The organism is Halobacteriovorax sp. (assembly GCF_041587335.1).
Classification (GTDB): Bacteria; Bdellovibrionota; Bacteriovoracia; order Bacteriovoracales; family Bacteriovoracaceae; genus Halobacteriovorax.
This window is the reverse complement of record NZ_JBFGYP010000031.1, coordinates 12,756-29,133: the sequence shown is the minus strand read 5'-3', so window position 1 is coordinate 29,133 and position 16,378 is coordinate 12,756. Positions and strand designations below refer to the sequence as shown.

Annotated in this window: 12 protein-coding genes; 6 read left to right on the top strand and 6 right to left on the bottom strand. The window is 35.4% G+C overall.

What is annotated here, in order from left to right; all coding sequences use genetic code 11:
- Nucleotides 1-329 precede the first annotated feature (329 nt).
- From ABX784_RS06895 to ABX784_RS06885, 3 genes are all read left to right on the top strand, one after another.
- Complete coding sequence (locus ABX784_RS06895) at nucleotides 330-2,537, top strand: FHA domain-containing protein (RefSeq protein ID WP_372654143.1); 2,208 nt, start codon at nucleotides 330-332, stop codon at nucleotides 2,535-2,537.
- A 98-nt stretch (nucleotides 2,538-2,635) separates the two neighbouring features.
- Nucleotides 2,636-3,772: a tRNA guanosine(34) transglycosylase Tgt gene (gene tgt / locus ABX784_RS06890; RefSeq protein WP_372654141.1), complete on the top strand. Its 1,137-nt coding sequence runs from the start codon at nucleotides 2,636-2,638 to the stop codon at nucleotides 3,770-3,772.
- Nucleotides 3,773-3,862: 90 nt separating this feature from the next.
- A complete protein-coding gene (locus ABX784_RS06885) occupies nucleotides 3,863-4,828 on the top strand; it encodes an ImmA/IrrE family metallo-endopeptidase (protein ID WP_372654140.1) in 966 nt (321 codons plus the stop codon).
- A 9-nt stretch (nucleotides 4,829-4,837) separates the two neighbouring features.
- Here the strand turns inward: ABX784_RS06885 and ABX784_RS06880 are convergent, their stop codons facing one another.
- The 3 genes from ABX784_RS06880 to ABX784_RS06870 form a co-directional block, all read right to left on the bottom strand.
- Nucleotides 4,838-5,989 (bottom strand): hypothetical protein, encoded by a 1,152-nt coding sequence (locus ABX784_RS06880; protein WP_372654138.1) that lies wholly within the window; start codon nucleotides 5,987-5,989, stop codon nucleotides 4,838-4,840.
- The gene (locus ABX784_RS06875) at nucleotides 5,986-6,780 is read right to left on the bottom strand and encodes a hypothetical protein (RefSeq protein WP_372654137.1); all 795 of its coding nucleotides are present in this window, start codon (nucleotides 6,778-6,780) and stop codon (nucleotides 5,986-5,988) included. Before ABX784_RS06875 ends, ABX784_RS06880 begins: the two co-directional genes overlap by 4 nt.
- Nucleotides 6,781-6,949: 169 nt before the next feature.
- Nucleotides 6,950-8,065: an aminotransferase class V-fold PLP-dependent enzyme gene (locus ABX784_RS06870; protein WP_372654136.1), complete on the bottom strand. Its 1,116-nt coding sequence runs from the start codon at nucleotides 8,063-8,065 to the stop codon at nucleotides 6,950-6,952.
- A 123-nt stretch (nucleotides 8,066-8,188) separates the two neighbouring features.
- Here ABX784_RS06870 and ABX784_RS06865 point away from each other — a divergent pair, with 123 nt between their 5' ends.
- Nucleotides 8,189-8,797 carry a hypothetical protein gene (locus tag ABX784_RS06865; RefSeq protein ID WP_372654134.1) on the top strand — a complete coding sequence of 203 codons (609 nt, stop codon included), beginning with the start codon at nucleotides 8,189-8,191 and terminating at the stop codon, nucleotides 8,795-8,797.
- Complete coding sequence (locus ABX784_RS06860) at nucleotides 8,791-9,573, top strand: matrixin family metalloprotease (protein ID WP_372654133.1); 783 nt, start codon at nucleotides 8,791-8,793, stop codon at nucleotides 9,571-9,573. Before ABX784_RS06865 ends, ABX784_RS06860 begins: the two co-directional genes overlap by 7 nt.
- Here the strand turns inward: ABX784_RS06860 and ABX784_RS06855 are convergent.
- Entirely contained in the window at nucleotides 9,570-11,291 is a 1,722-nt protein-coding gene (locus tag ABX784_RS06855) for a M24 family metallopeptidase (protein WP_372654131.1), read from the bottom strand. The genes ABX784_RS06860 and ABX784_RS06855 overlap by 4 nt on opposite strands.
- A gap of 210 nt (nucleotides 11,292-11,501) precedes the next feature.
- Nucleotides 11,502-12,833 (bottom strand): UDP-N-acetylmuramoyl-L-alanine--D-glutamate ligase, encoded by a 1,332-nt coding sequence (gene murD, locus ABX784_RS06850; protein WP_372654129.1) that lies wholly within the window; start codon nucleotides 12,831-12,833, stop codon nucleotides 11,502-11,504.
- A gap of 76 nt (nucleotides 12,834-12,909) precedes the next feature.
- Here murD and ABX784_RS06845 point away from each other — a divergent pair, with 76 nt between their 5' ends.
- Nucleotides 12,910-14,154, top strand: a complete 1,245-nt coding sequence (locus ABX784_RS06845) for a methyltransferase (RefSeq protein ID WP_372654128.1) — start codon at nucleotides 12,910-12,912, stop codon at nucleotides 14,152-14,154.
- Here ABX784_RS06845 and ABX784_RS06840 read toward each other — a convergent pair.
- Nucleotides 14,146-16,332: a glutamine synthetase III gene (locus tag ABX784_RS06840; RefSeq protein ID WP_372654127.1), complete on the bottom strand. Its 2,187-nt coding sequence runs from the start codon at nucleotides 16,330-16,332 to the stop codon at nucleotides 14,146-14,148. The two genes, ABX784_RS06845 and ABX784_RS06840, sit on opposite strands and share 9 nt — an antisense overlap.
- Nucleotides 16,333-16,378 lie beyond the last annotated feature (46 nt).

Below are 16,378 nucleotides of genomic sequence, written 5' to 3'. Positions count from 1 at the left end.
CCGTATGGTCTTAACATCTCTTGAGTTTTAAAACGGTCATCGATTAGTTTTGCACGATCAACAATATCATACGAAAATGAATTCGCAGTCATAAGCCCTAAGCATCCCGTTAGGACAATATTCTTCCATGTAATCATTTACACTCTCCCTGTGTTTTTAAATTTCTTTTATTATCAAGATATTAGTAGAGATATTCTACAGGGAAAATTTGTTTATTTATAAATAAAATAATTATAATTTTTCATGATATTTAAATAGTAATAACTTGCATAAAGCGTCAGTTACTTTAAAATAATAAGAGAATTAATGATAAATAAAGGCACATAAACTTGAGTAAAGAAGTCACATACGAATTAGATATACGCTTCCCAGATCAGTCTCCTCACAGAGAGACCATCACAAATAAACTATCTCTGGGTAGTTCTAGTAAATGCGACCTTTGTATAGAGGACTATAACTTATCCCCTCTTCACTTAAGCTTTAGAACTCATAATGGAGTTCTCTCTCTCCATAACCTTGGTGGAACAAATACTACGACCTTAGGGGAACAGGTCTTACATCATGGAAAGATGTATATATTAAATATTGGAGACAACCTAAAAGCAGGAGATATAGAAGTCTTTATAAGAGAAGGAGAAACTCTTACTGAAGATGAAACTCCAACAAACCTTAAAGAACTCTTCGAAGAAGCAACTGATCCTAACTACGAAGTAGAGACTCAAGACCTCATTAACTATGAAGAAGCTCCTCCTGTAGACTCTCCCTCTGAGGATTTTGACCATGAAACAGATGGCCAATTCAAATTTCAGAGTGCTCAAGATCTTGTAGAAGATGAAGATGAAGAGGATTATGAAGAGGTTGAAAGTGAGAATAAATCTATTGTTCAAAAGTTAACAAATATTTTTAAAGCTCCTAAGAAAGACTTACAAAAAGAAATTGTTAAGAATAATAAAAATATATCTATTCCTAAAGTAGCACCAGGTTTCTTTCTTAGGTTCTTTTCTTTTATATCCTTAACCGCTCTAAGTTATACAACTGTAGATCAGATCTTCCCTATTTTAGATATTGATAAGCTTATTAATCCTCATTTATTAGAGGTTCAAAAATTATTAACAGAAGTTCCTCATGCCCATTACTTATCTCTACCTATATTAAAAGTAGTATCTGTATACTTGTTACTTGAAATATTTACGACTTTGCTCTTTGGTCAAAACATTGCTTATATTCTTCTTGGTGTTAGAAATGATGACGGAGCAATATCAAAGAGGCTAAAAGGTGTAGTAAGAAGCTTAATCGGTATTATCACTGCACCACTATTAATATTTGATCTACCATCTATTATAAAAAAGAGAACTCTTAAAGAGTATATCTCTGGCTCAAAGTTACATGCTCCATCTCGAATCTTACAATTTCTAGGTATATTTGTAATCACTCCATTTTTAGTACTCAGTCCGCTTTACACTCCAATTCTGACCAATCTTAATAAGTTTAAGCCTACAGAAGTAGTTGAACAACGCCCTGTAGCTTTCTCTAAGAATGAAGAGCTTATTTCTAAAGAATGGTCTAGTGCTAACCTAAAACTAAACTTTAAAGGAAATGTATCTAAGAAATTACTTGTATTTCCAACGATCAAAATTAATAAAGATGTCCTTAAGGCTTCAATCAAGTTCAATAGTATTAAGAATTTAAACTCGTGGACAAATATATCCTACTTAGGAGAGATAGATTTTCTAAGTAACCTGCGACCACTAGTAACTCTAAACCCTATGTTCTCTATTCACTACCCTGAATTAAAGTCGGAATTACTCTCAGAAAAAGATAATGCAATACTATCCACTCTCGCCTTCGAACAATTGTTTCAGTTACTAAAAAGATCTATCAATTTAGATCCACTCAACTTTCAAGATATATTTTTGAACCATGGACCATTTTTAAAAGATATCATTGGTATTAATACTCTTTTAGCTGAGAATTTAAATATCCAAAAAAATGACTCACTCACCGTGTTTAAAAACAACGACAAGATACTAATTGGTAATACCAATAGAAGCTCAAATACAATTAGAACAAAGTACTTAATTATTTCAAGAGACTCCGTATCAACAAACTTTAGAGTAAGTACTCCAAAGAAATACTTTCGCTATACTTCAAAAATGGTAGAGAATTTACTTCAAAATTCAACAGCATATAAAAAACGAAAATCTAAAGAGATTCATAACTGGGCAAAAACATTAGATACTCTCACTTCTATTGTAGAAACAAAGAAAGACCTTAGTGATTCAGAGCTTGCAAAAGTTTATGAATACTATTTTGAATTCACAAGAAAGTACCTTGCTGAAATTGATAATCAGAAAGAAAAGGATAAGAAAATATTTAAGGCCCCATTAGTATCTGAGATTAATAATATTATAAAATACCTCGACTCGACGCTCGAATTTAATGAATTCCAAAAAGTTTCAGAATTAAATACTTCACTAAAGAGGCTTACAGAGAAGTTTGAAAGCGAAGATTTAAACTTTTTTCTTATAAATGAGTAAAAATACTATGGAAATCATTCACTTTTTCACTAATTAACTAGAAATTCTTCTAAATTTCTGTCATAAAAATCTATAATCTATAGTTAGGAGTACCATACATGTCCACAATTCAGGACCGAGTAAAAGAATTTTTCAGCTTTGAGTTAACACATGTTGATAAAAACTCAAAAGCAAGAGCTGGAGTAATCAAAACACCAAATGGAGATATTCCAACTCCAGTATTTATGCCAGTTGGTACTCACGGTGCAGTTAAGGCGCTACAGCCTAGTGTACTTGAAAATATGGATACAAAAATAATCCTTTCAAATACTTATCACCTTCACTTAAGCCCAGGCTCAGATCTTATAAAGAAAGCAGGTGGTCTACACAAGTGGATGAACTGGCCAAGACCAATTCTAACTGACTCTGGAGGGTTTCAGGTATTCTCTCTTCAAAAGAAGTCTATCAAAGAAGAAGGTGCTGAATTTAGAGACCAAAAAGGAAAAACTGTTCTTCTCTCTCCAGAAACAAGTATCGAAATACAGCAGAACTTAGGCTCAGATATCATGATGGCCTTTGATGAATGTATTCCTTTTCCAGCAACAAAAGAATATACAAAAACATCTATTGATAGAACACATAGATGGCTAGACAGATGTATCGATACATGGACTAATCCAAAGCAAGCGCTATTTGGAATTATCCAAGGCTCTACTTACGACGAGTATAGAAAAGAGTGTGCAGAAGAACTTATTAAAAGAGACCTACCGGGTTACGCCATTGGTGGTGTTTCAGTTGGAGAGGGACCTGAGTTAATGGAGAAGATAGTAACTTTTACTGCTCCACTAATGCCAGTAGATAAGCCTAGATATGTAATGGGTGTTGGAAATCCTGAAGATCTTCTAATGATCTGGGAACACGGAATTGATATGAGTGATTGTATCATTCCTACTAAATTTGCTCGTGGTGGGACAGTATTCACTAATAGAGGAAAGATTAGAATTAAGCATAAGAACTATAGAAGAGACTTCTACCCTCTTGATCCAAACTGTGACTGCTACACATGTAAGAACTTCACTAGATCATATGTTAAGCACTTATTTGACTCTAATGAAATCTTAGGTGCAATCCTTGTAACTGGACATAATATTGCCTTTTACAAGTCTCTAGCAGAAAGAGCGAGAGAAGCAATTCTTGATAATAGGTTCTTAGAATTCAAAAAAGAATTCTTAGAAGGCTATAACTCGTCAAAATAATTACATACAAAGGGCCTAATCATTGGCCCTTTTTTTATGTATTTAATTCAACATTAATGAAACATTTCTCGTATTCATATATAAGTACTTATGTATAAAGCTATCCTTATCTCTCTATTTTCTTTGTCATCCTTTGCTTCAATTAGTGAGGCAGACTTTAACAACATTCCAAAACAAGTTCTTGAATCCATGAGTAACGAGATTACTCAGTCTGGGCTAAATATAAAGCTCAATTTAAATTGGGAAAGTCAGACTAAGAACGCCGGTGCTAATAGAAAAGGAAATAATGGTCTTATAAACCTATATGGCGGTTACGCTCGTATCAGTGAAATGACTAAAGAGAGCTTTGCTCAAACAACCTGTCATGAATTAGGTCATCTCATAAGCAATGGCTACAAAGTAATGCCCACACTAAAGTATGCTTCAGAGTCAGAAGCAGACTACTTTGCAACAAAGACATGTCTAAAGAAGTACTTTTTAAAGTACCCTTCCAATAGAGCTGCAAGCAATTGGCAGATTGAAAAGTGTAGAGAGACAGGAATAGAAAATCTAACACTATGTACAGATCTTTTGATTGCCTCAAGAGACTCTCTAAAGGTGGATCAATCTCTTACTCCAGGACAAACCTGGAAGGACTATACAGCTCTAGACTTAACAAAAACTGATAGAACTCTATACAATGGTTACGCTACTGTAGGCTGTAGGTACACTAGTTATATTCATGGAGCATTGGGACTAGATAGGCCTTCTTGCTGGTTAAATGAAAAATCTAAAGTTTCTAATGAAAGTTACATTACTGACTATGATTATCCAGAAGCAATGTATGTTGGAGATATTAAAGAATTAAAAAAGACTTACTTCGGATGTACATTTAAGTTAAAAAGCATTTCTTTTTTTAGAGAAAGTGTTCTCTCACCACTAGGAATGGGAGAAGTCTCTGAAGAAGAAATAAATGTGTATGGAAACTGTAAACTCACTGAAGAGAGCACAAGCTCTGGAACAATTAGTTTATATAGAAATAAACTATATTATAACCTAGAGGCAAGAGATAAGTAGACCAGAACTTTACTGGTCACACCCCTTCTCTGAGTCACAGTGCTCCTTAAGGTTTCTCATTTGTTCAAGAGCATCTGAGTTATCATTAAAAGCTAACTCTGCTCCACCGATGTCACCCCACAATGAATAGCTTATTCCTCCATCCGCTCCAATAGTCATCTTATCAGAACAAGACTGCCCTGCGAGGTTAACTCTCCTTCTAGAAATATTATTATCTCTTATACAAAGGACAGTATTTCCATTTCTATCAACTGTGTAATCAGAAACTAGAACAGCATGTGTAATCATTCTTTTATTTCTTTTTGTAAATACGATCTGAGGTTGTTGATTATTATCTATTTTTTCTTTAATACTTTTAAAAAATTCTTCTGACTCACTTCTCTTCATTGCACTTGATGAAAGACCTACAGATAAACCTTGAGTACTCATGGCCCTCTTACCCCAGCTATGAGCAACTTTATCGGCCATATAACTTTCTATACCAGGAATACCTGATAATTCATTTAAGTTTTTGATTCCTGGAATTTTAGTCGGCTTATTATCAATAACATTATCAATGAGGTCTTTGTAATACTCAAAGGCTTTTTTCTGTTCAGACTTATCTTTAGAGTTTAGGCTATATTCAGGTTTAGCACTTTTATCAAAGAACGCTAGACGATTAAACTGGCTTGTTACTGAAGCATGTCCCCAACAAAACCCTTGAGTAGATTCTATTTCTCCTCCCCCTCCTCCATTACTAAAGGAAAGTGAGTTTTCTAATGTTGTAAATTCTGACATTGTCTTTTGTCCAGGGCGCTTGAAGATATCAAAACCGTCTGGGCACATTCTAGAACACGGACACTCGTCCACGGTACAACTTCCCCAAGGGACGCAAGAGCAGACATTCTCTCTAATTACATCCGTTATATTTTGAATCCCTTCCATACCTGGAAGAACTGATTTTCTTTTTACCCAGCACTCTGTTGGGATAGAATTTTTACTTGTAGATTTTTGTTCTATATCTTCATATGCATTGTCAGTAAAGTAACTACCAATAGCTTGAAAGGGCTTAGCAACTACATTCTTAATAGCATAACCAGCTCCAAGCATATTTTGATCACAACCACTCATAAATAAAAGCAGAGCTAGAAATAAAACATTTACTATACTTGCTTTTCTCACTTTAGATCTCCAAACTTTTTTATTAAATATAAACTTGAACTCTCTTGCTCTTTAGCTGATTTTTCGACATTTTGAATATCTTTCCTCGTTAACTTCTCTCCACTTTGATATTTAACAAGAGCTTTACAAGCTTCAATACTCCAAGCAATTGAGTGAGGATAAGCATCGACCTTTTCTTTACATGTGAGCTCTAACTTTTTACTTCCAAGTACAGCTGACCTTAAGAAGTCATAGCGAAGCTTAGTTGCAAGATCTCTATCCTTAACACTTTGTGGATTCATCAGAGAGAGGGCCTCTTTATATTTTTCATGTTGGATAAGGTTTTTTATAGAAGATTGTTTCGTAAATTCTCCGTAGAATCCTTTATAATTTTTAACTCCACTCTTTTTAAAGAAACTCATATTAATGAAACTTAAATACTCTTTAATACCCTCATCATTAATCTTCTTAGATTTAGTGAAGTACTCCACAGCTCTATCATATGATTTTTTAGAGACTGTTTTCGATCTGGCATAGTCAATAGCAATTAAGTTTATATGCGCTTCAGTTTTATCTGAGGGAACATCAAGCTCTATTGCTTTTTCAAAATATTCTTTAGATTTTTCGTAGAATTTATAATTGTAAAGCTCTCTACCGGCAAGGTTATAAAGAAGAAATTTATCTTTATCACTAGAGTTTTGCTTCTTAATCTCTTCAATAAATATTTTTTCGACTTCAGCTAATTTCTTAGTGTCTTCATTTGCGAATGTATTTTGAAATACTAAAAGTATTAATAATAAAAAGAATTTCATAGCTACCTTTCTCTCATAGACTACAGTAAAGCAGTTATACATATTGTATATAAAATCTGAGTTCTATGATAGGACTCTAACTTTTTACCTATTAAGTACTTGTATTAATGGTGAGAGAAGACAGAATTTAGGGTACTTAGGTACCACTAAATTCTGTCATATGGGTAAACTACTCTTCGATTGCTTTAGAGATCATTTTAGTCAACTTCTCAAGATCTTCGAATTTAACATTATGAAATAGAGAAATTCTAAATTGATTACGCCCTAATTTTCTATAGGCATCGATTCCATTTACAGAACCTTCTGCTGCAAATACTTTAATAAGTGCTGCAGCATCATACTTATCATCTAAGTCAATTGTTGCTACGGCCCTAGATCTAAACTGATCTTCAGCAACATAGCAGCTTAAATAGTCTTTTTCTTCGGCCCAACCATAGAGTAATTTTGCTTTCTTTTCAGCATACTCAATAGCTTTTTCATAACCACCAAATTCATTCATAAGCTTAACTTGCTCATTTAAAAAGAAGATAGTTGAAATAGATGGAGTATTATATGTTTGATTTTTCTGACCATTACTAATCGCTGCGTCCCAGCTCATAATACCAGGAATATATCTTTCTTTATTTGCTTCAATTTCTTTTGATCTCGCAATTGCTTTTGGTGACATTATAGCAACCCAAAGTCCACCTTCAGAAGCAAATACTTTTTGAGGTGAAAAGAAAAATACGTCAGTCTTAGATACATCACATGCGACTTGTCCTGCTCCACTTGTTGCATCAACACATAGTAAAGTGTCTTCCCCTACTTCTGGTAAACCATCAATTTGTACACCTGTAGAAGTCTCATTTAAAGTTGTCGCAATTAAATCCGAACCTTCTACATCTGTTGTAGTCATTCCCTTACCATACTCTGAAGCAACCTCGCTGGCTTCTATCCAAGGCACTGACTTACTAGACTTAAACCATTTCTGAGAAAACTCACCACAAGTAAAGTGTGTTGCTTTCTTCTTAACAAGTCCTAAGGCAATCATATCAAAAAGAAAAGTTGCTCCACCATTTCCCATAACTACTTCATAGTCAGATGGGATATTGAAAAATTTTGCAAGACCTTCCTGTGCTTCTTTTACAAGATTTTTTACTGCCGGTTTTCTATGTGAAGTACCTACAAGAGTATTGCCTGTAGCGGCTAGTTTCTCTAAAAACTCAACAGGAACAAGTGATGGACCACAACCAAAACGTGGGTCACTTGGTAATAATTCAGCTGGTGTTTTATAATTTTCAAACATATATCTTCCTTAGTAAATATTTACCCTAATAATATGCCTTAATCATACTTTGAACAATGATTTTATTTTTGTTCAACTCTTTATTTAGTTGTCATTCTGTCGACTATCCCTAAGTATATTCCTATGAAAAAAATATCTTTAGTTACACTTTTTACACTCAGCACCATGAGCTTTGGTCAATCAAATAACTCAGATTTATTCAGCGTTAATGATGTATTCATTGGTGGTGGCTCCCTTACTCAGTTCGTAGGAAAAGTTCAAACAGATGAAGCAGGCTCGACCAATAGCTTTGACTTTCTTCCCTACATTGCGGGAGGGATAGAATTTCAACTCTATGACTCTTTTTCTTTTCTACCTCAACTTGCGATTTCATTTCCAAGATCAGGAAGAGATGAAAATATTAGTAAGCTAACCTATTGGTTCCAATTTCCTGTGGCCTATAGATATGAAACTCTACAATTGAGCTTTGGTCCAGGGCTACTCTACAATCGAATCTCGGCCAGTGGTGGATCAGAAAGTCTAAGTAACGGAGTAGGAACAACAGACTTCCCTCTTCCTAATGGGAATTCGATTTCAAGTAATCTCACAATGAATGTAGGTTTAGATTGGGAGTTCTACCCAGATATTTCCGCGAAGGTTGAAGGCTGGGTAGTTAACTTAACTGATAGTGAGTCTAGATCTTTTAACTATGCTTTGAGTGGTTACTATCACTTTGGAGAAATAAAATGGTAAGAGTATTAATAATTTTTAGCTTCCTACTAGTAGGCCTTAATTCTATGGCCTTCACATTAAATACTAATTTTGCAGCAGCATTTCCAGGAGAAGAAGTTAAAGTAAATTTAGCAACTCATGATTGTACTAATCTTCCATACACAAATGATGAAATACTCTCGATGGCATCAGAAGGTGTTAATAAGTTCTGGAATAAGGTTCCAACGAGTAAGCTGAAGATTAGAAGAGGCGAACACGTAAGTGTTGCTGGAGATTTTGAGTCAGGTGCCCTTTGTACTTCAAATACGAATGGATGTGTAGCAAATCCAGCACTTTCAGGTCAGTCACAAATTCTAATAAGCTGTAATTCAAACACAACAAACTTTTCTTCAAATGGCGTTTTAGCAGTTACTGCCAATGTTAATACAAGTGGATCCGACATTGTTGGCTCTGTAATTCTTTTAAATAACCGGTCAGGTTCGGGGCTTGCAACTTTATCGAGAGAATCATTTATCTCAGTTCTTGCTCATGAGATTGGACATGCAGTAGGTCTAGGTCACTCACCTGTTACAGACTCATTAATGTATTATGCAAATATCGCAAATAGAGTGTCACTAGGTGAAGACGATATGGATGGTATTACCTACCTTTACCCTAGGGAACAACCTACGTCTTGTGGAAGCGTTGCTTACATCCAAGATGATTATAAAGGTGGGAAACCAATTGCCAGTCTAATTCTATTAATTGGTCTCATCACATTTACTTTAAAATCTAGAAAGAAAGCACTCCTCTCTTAAGAGAAGAGTGTTCCTCTTTTTTCACACTCAGCTTCGTATTCATTTAACCACTGAATCTCTTCTTTGTTCATTAAGTTTTCGTCAATAAGAGCATGATCAAACCCAATCCATACAACTGGTTCAAAAGTAAGCATTCCCTCAAGTGTTGGGTGCTTAACCACTGTTGCAATATTTTCAAGTCTAACGCCACCAAATCCTGGAAGGTATATTCCAGGTTCAATTGAACCAAGGTTCCCTTCTTTTAGAGGGATTGAACTTGTTGGAGAGAACCTAAGTCCGCCTTCATGAACATTTACACCTACACCGTGGCCTGTTCCGTGAGCATAGTTAAAGCCACCTCTAAGAATTGGAGTTCTTGCAAGAGCGTCTATGTGAGAGCCCCATGTTCCTTCAGGAAAAACTGCGTTTTGTGCATTTAAAAGCCCTTTTAGAACAAGAGTGTAGATTAACTTTTGTTTTTCTGATGCTTCGCCCTTTCCAAGAAATATAGTTCGAGTCGTATCTGTAGCGAAGCCACCTTCAAAGTAAGCACCAGAGTCCATCAGTACAATTTCTCCATCTGTTGCAAACTTCTTAGCTGATGGGCTTGAGTAGTGAATGATTGAAGAGTTAGCTCCAAAACCTGCAATAGTTCCAAAACTATGACCTTTTGCTCCTTCTAAGGAGTAAAACTCAGACGCTTTATGGTAAAAATCTAGTTCTGAAACTTGCTCTCCAGCGTGAAAGCTATTCTTTAGCCAGTTTAGAGAGTTTAAAATTGCTTTATCACCAGATAAGAATGCAGCATCTATATACTCCATTTCTTTTTTAGTTTTAATTGCATGAACTGGGATTATGCCTCCCTTAAGTTCAACTAGATTACGGTTTCCAAACCTCTCACCTAAACAGTTATAGTCAGTAAGGTTGATAAGAGCAGGATCATAATAAATTTTTTCAACACTTGGGTTAGTTGGCATATCTTTTGAGAATTCATCAATACTACATCTATGCACTTTAATAAAGTCATCTTCAAAGTCAATTAAGTAGTTATTAGGAATGGCGAGCTCTATCCCATCTCTAGTTGCAAAACATCTCGCCATAAAACTACTTTGGAAAGGAAGTCCATACCCTCTAAGATTTGTTAGCCAAGAAATAGAGTCTAGAGAGTTTAGCCACATCCCTTCGCCCTCTTTTAGAATCTTTCTAATTTTTTCATTTGCAGAAGTAAGCTTCTTAACTTTTGAAAGTGTTGCATCTTTAGTGAAGGCCTGGAAAGAAATAAAGTTCTGAATAACTTTTGTATTTCCAACTTCAATATTTTCTACAATTTTAGAAAACTTTGAGAAGTGACCAAGAGGAGTTCTATCCCCATCAACCCAAAGACTATTTAATCCAAGGGAAGAAATCTTATCGACAGTAGCTTCAATGAGAGATTGTCCAAATGGACACTTCTCAACAATGACTCCTTCTGCCTCTACTTCAATATCTGCTTGTTCATGATAACGTCCATCTACGAAGAGATGACATGTACCATTTGAAAGAAGTAAGACCTCAGCAACAGAGCCTGAAAATCCTGAGAAATAGTACCTTAAACTCTCCTGCATAGGGACATATTCATTCATAAAGATATCAAAGCTTGAAATATAGGCAGCATCTATTGAGTTCTTCTGTAAATAGCTCGCCATTTCTTTTAAATGTTGCTCTATGACTTCTTTTTCTAAAAAAAACGTATTTCTCAAGGTATTCCTCACTTTTTTCTTTAATTTTTTTTTCTTTAGCCGAAAAGTATAAAAAAATGGATTTATTAATAATTTAGCCGGCTTATATCATGCGTTTAAACTTAAATAAAATTGTCTTTCTTATATTAAGTGTATTTTTTCTAAAGATCGCTGTCGCTGACACATTCAGGACTAATGACTCTAGAAAGCCTGCTAATTCTTCGGTAACAATTACTGTAAAAGATATTCGTTAACAAGCTCATCAAAATGCTCACCTCTTTTAATATAATTCTTATAAAGATCAAAAGAAGGAAAAGCAGGAGAGAATAAAACCACTTCTGCCTCACTAATATTAGCAATTGATCCTATCACTTCATTCATATTCTTAAAATATTCACTGTTAAACTTTGTTGCTGATTCGTTAAACAGTAACTCACCAGACTCTCCATAAAAGTATATTTTAGAAATATTTTCTTTATATCGATCTAGTTTTGAGCCTAACTCATCCCCATGCCCTCGAAGCTGTCCTCCAAGGATAAGATTGATCTTAAGATTTGGATAAGAAAAGACACTCGCCTTTAGGGCCGTCAGTGTTGCTTCCCAGTTAGTACTCTTAGCATCATTAAATACTTTGAGGTTTATCTTGGCCGGACGTTTTTGTAGTCTAAACTTTACTCCGTGAAAATCACTAAGAGCACCTACTCCCAACTTCCAATCGACGCCAACACTCTCAAGTAGCAATGTAGCAAAAGAGAGATTACTCAAATTATGTTCACCAATAAGGTGAAACTTTGATTCAAATATAGGGTCTAGAGACAGAGGAGTTTCAACCTTTATGACTTCACAATTTGGGTTAAAGTCCTTAGCAAACTCACCAAGCTCCCCAATATAGACTTTCTTTTTCTCACTCATTCTATCAGTTATATGAAACTTTGCTAAAGCGTAGTCTAGGACTTTATCGTATCTTTCTCCATGATTTTCAGAAATATTTAGTATCGCTGCAACATCAGACTTAAAACTCACCATACTTTCTAACTGAAAACTTGAAAGCTCTAGAATGATAATATCTGCAATACTTCTTCTTTTTTCTAAGACCTCTAAAGCGTATGTGGCCAAGGGAGTACCAATATTTCCACCAAGGAAAACTTCTTTCCCTGCTCCACGGGAGAGAATATCTAATATAGTCACCGTTGTTGTTTTACCATTAGTTCCAGTAACAGAAATTATCTTAGTGGAGTCGAGATTTATTGCTCTATACGCCAGTTCAATCTCTGAAATTACAGGAATATTCTTAATAAGAGATTTTTCAAGAAATTTACTCTCTCGAGCTATTCCTGGAGAAAGAACAATGAGATCAGACTTGGCCAGTGAATCACTCAGCTTAGGGTCGGATTGCTCAATAACACCACATTCACCTAATTCAATAAGTTTTGGTGCCCATTCCTCGGTATTTCCACTATTTACTGCTGTAATTGTCGCCCCTAGCGCCTTTGCCAGCTTCAAACTAGCCAGGCCAGATACACCTACACCAATAACTGCGATATTCTTCCCCTGTAAAGACAAGCTTACTCCCTTTTTTGGACTTCAAATTTGAGTCTAAAGGCATTATAACAAGGAAAAAAATACTTTTGGAACTACTTTGAACTATAAAGATCACTTTAATAGATTAACCGAATTTCTAACTCCCCATGAACCTCTGTGGAATAGAGAAATCCTAGAAAACTATCCACAAACTATGGATGCCTATAACAGTTCATGGCTTGAAGATTTGGCCCAGCTTTCTAAAGAAGACTTGTGGAAGTTCGATTGTTTTGCAAGTACAGAGAAATTACAAAGTGACTCCTTAGCTCAAATGATGAGTTCTTTATCAGAGCTTACTAAGCTTGATTTCTTCACTTATAGTTCAGAAAGGCAATTCCCAGACTGGGCCTTTAGAAAAGTTAAAGAAAAAAAGAGGCATGAGATTACGCGTATAACGGCGCTGATCAATGATATTCAAGATTCATCCCATCATGGACACACAACAGATATCGGAGGAGGTGTTGGACATCTTGCTCGAGTGCTGGCCCATTATTATGGAATAAAGACCAAGACAATTGATATTAATAAAGATTTTCAAGTCACTGGAGAGAAGAGAGCGAAATCATTCCCTCTTCCTGAAGGTGCAAATGAGCTAGAATTTATTAATATGAACTTTCTTGGAGAGAGTAATGCAAAGAAAATGAAGAGTGTTTTTACAGAAGACTCTTTGACTCTAGGCCTACATACATGTGGAAGACTTTCAAATGCGGTTATTGAAACACATATAAAAATGAAAACAAAATCACTTTTAAACTTTGGGTGTTGTTATTTAAAAATGGATCCTGAAAGTGATACCAACCTATCGAATTATTCTAAAGAAAATAAAAACCTTTACCTTTCAAACTGGGCATTAACTCTAGCGTCTAGAGGTTATGCAAGTATGGACTTCAAACAGTACCTACTAAAAGAAAGAGTGAAGTCTTACCGCTTCACATTGCAGCTGATTCTGGATGATATTTTCGGAGGCCCAAACTTTATCTCTGTTGGAGACTCTCATGCCAGAGAGTACTGGGGAGAATTCTCAGAGTATGCCTTTAGAAAGCTATCATCTTTAAAACTTGAGCATGACTACGACATAAAAAAACTACAAGATTTCTATGAGAGTCCTGAAACTCAAAAAAAAGTGAAGTACATGTATCTTGGAAATATATTGCGCTGGCAATTTGGAAGAGCTCTTGAACACTACATTTTAACTGATCGGTGCTTAGTTCTAGAAGAAGCGGGCTTAAAAGTCCAGATGAAGGAACTCTTTGACGAGTCCCTTTCACCTAGAAATATTGGAATTTTTTCTACATTATCTTAAAAATAACATTTCGTAATAAGTAGGAAGTGGCCAAAGCTCATTTGGAATAAGGTCCTCTACTGTATTACAAGACTCTCCTAACTTTTCAGAGAGAGGAAATACATTATTTGCTATCTCTAAAGAATTCTTTGCTGGATCACCATTTAAGCTCTCACAAGCATTTGTAAGATTTAAAAGATTTGCATAAAGACTTTCAACAGTGAAGTTAAGTTTCTTATAAAGTTCAACCTCAACAGAAGATTCTAATCCAATTTCTTTTTGTATTTTAATAACTTTACCTAAACGTTTCTTATACTCAAGGGTTGCAGGAAGGACACTCTTTTTTACAAGATCCATTTGAGTTTGAAACTCTATCTCACGAAGAGTGTTGTAATTTTCAACAAGAACATTGTATCTCATCTCTAATTCATTTCTTCTAAAGATCCCTTTTTCAACCATATACTTTGTTTGTTCTTCATCAAGAATTGAAGGAAGAGCGTCAGCAGTAGTTTTAAGGTTAGGTAATCCTCTTTTCTTAGCCTCTTCTACCCATTCGTCAGAGTACCCATCGCCATTGAAAATAACATTCCAAGAACTTTGTAACCATTTCTGAGTGAGCTTAACTAGAGCAGTATCAACAGAAGTCGCCCTTATTTCATTCTCTAAAAAAGTAATAGACTCTTCAAACACTTCGGTCACAGCTGCATTTAGAATACTCAATGGGAAACTAATCGACTGGGCAGAACCAACAGCTCTGAACTCAAACTTATTACCAGTAAATGCAAATGGAGACGTTCTATTTCTATCAGTATTATCCATCATCAAATTAGCAAGCTGAGTTGCACCAAGATCAAGAACAACTTCCCCTTCTTCTGATACAGATTCACCATTTTTAATAGCTTCAAATATTTTTTCCAGATTTGACCCAGTAAAAACTGAGATGATCGAAGGAGGAGCTTCATTAGCACCAAGACGGTGATCATTTCCTTGTGACGCTATCGCCATACGAAGAAGCTTCGCTCTTCTATGAACAGCTTCAATAACAATTGAAGTCACAGCTAGGAACTTTAAATTCTTTTCAGGATTTACACCTGGCTCTAATAAATTAATTCCATCATCAGTCGCCATAGACCAATTGATATGCTTTCCTGAACCATTAATTCCTGCAAATGGCTTTTCATGAAGAAGAGCAATAAAGTTATGGTTCTCAGCAACTTCTTTAATTACCGCCATAACTAATTGGTTATTATCTGCAGAAACGTTTGCTTCTCTAAAGATTTGAGCAATTTCAAACTGTCCCGGAGCAACTTCGTTATGTCTTGTCTTAGCAGGTATTCCAAGCTTATGAAGCTTGTAATCTATTTCTTCCATACATGATAAAACTCTCTCAGGAATTCTACCAAAATAGTGATCATCTAATTGTTGATTCTTATGAGATAGAGAACCCATTAAAGTTCTTCCAGTCATAACGAGGTCTGGTCTAGCAAAGTAAAAGGCCTTATCAATTAAGAAGTACTCTTGCTCTGCCCCACATGTGACAGTTACTTTTTTAGTATCATTGTAACCAATCATATTCATGAATTTAGTTGCAACTTCATTCAGCTTTGTCACAGACCTTAGAAGTGGCGTTTTCATATCTAGAGCATCACCATGGTATGAAACAAATGCAGTAGGAATACAAAGAGTCTTACCGTTTACAGAGTCCATTAAAAACATTGGTGATGATAAATCCCAAGAAGTGTAACCTCTCGCCTCGAAAGTCGTTCTAGAGCCCCCATTAGGAAATGAAGAAGCATCTGGCTCACCTTGCATTAATTGGCCAGCAGATAGTTTTTCAATTGGTAATTCACCATCTAGGTCTAAAAATGCATCGTGCTTTTCAGCTGTTGAACCAGTTAGCGGTTGAAACCAGTGACAAAAATGTGTTGCCCCTTTAGATGTTGCCCATTCAGTAACTGCTTTAGCTACAATATCAGCATGTTCTTTTTTTAATTTAATTCCAGATGTAGAAACGGAGAGAAGTTCGTCTTTAATTGTTTCAGGTATTCCAGGTGCTGTTAAATAGTGAAATACATTTTCTCCATAGTATTCACTGGCCCTTTGTAAATTTCCATTGATATCTAATGGTCTCTCGAATTTGCGTTCACTTCGGTTTACTGCAAGCTTTTTTGCCTCAATTCTTGAATGCTTAGATGGCATTTAAATCTCCCTGTCGTCCCGCTAAGGATCGAAAATTAAAAGTACA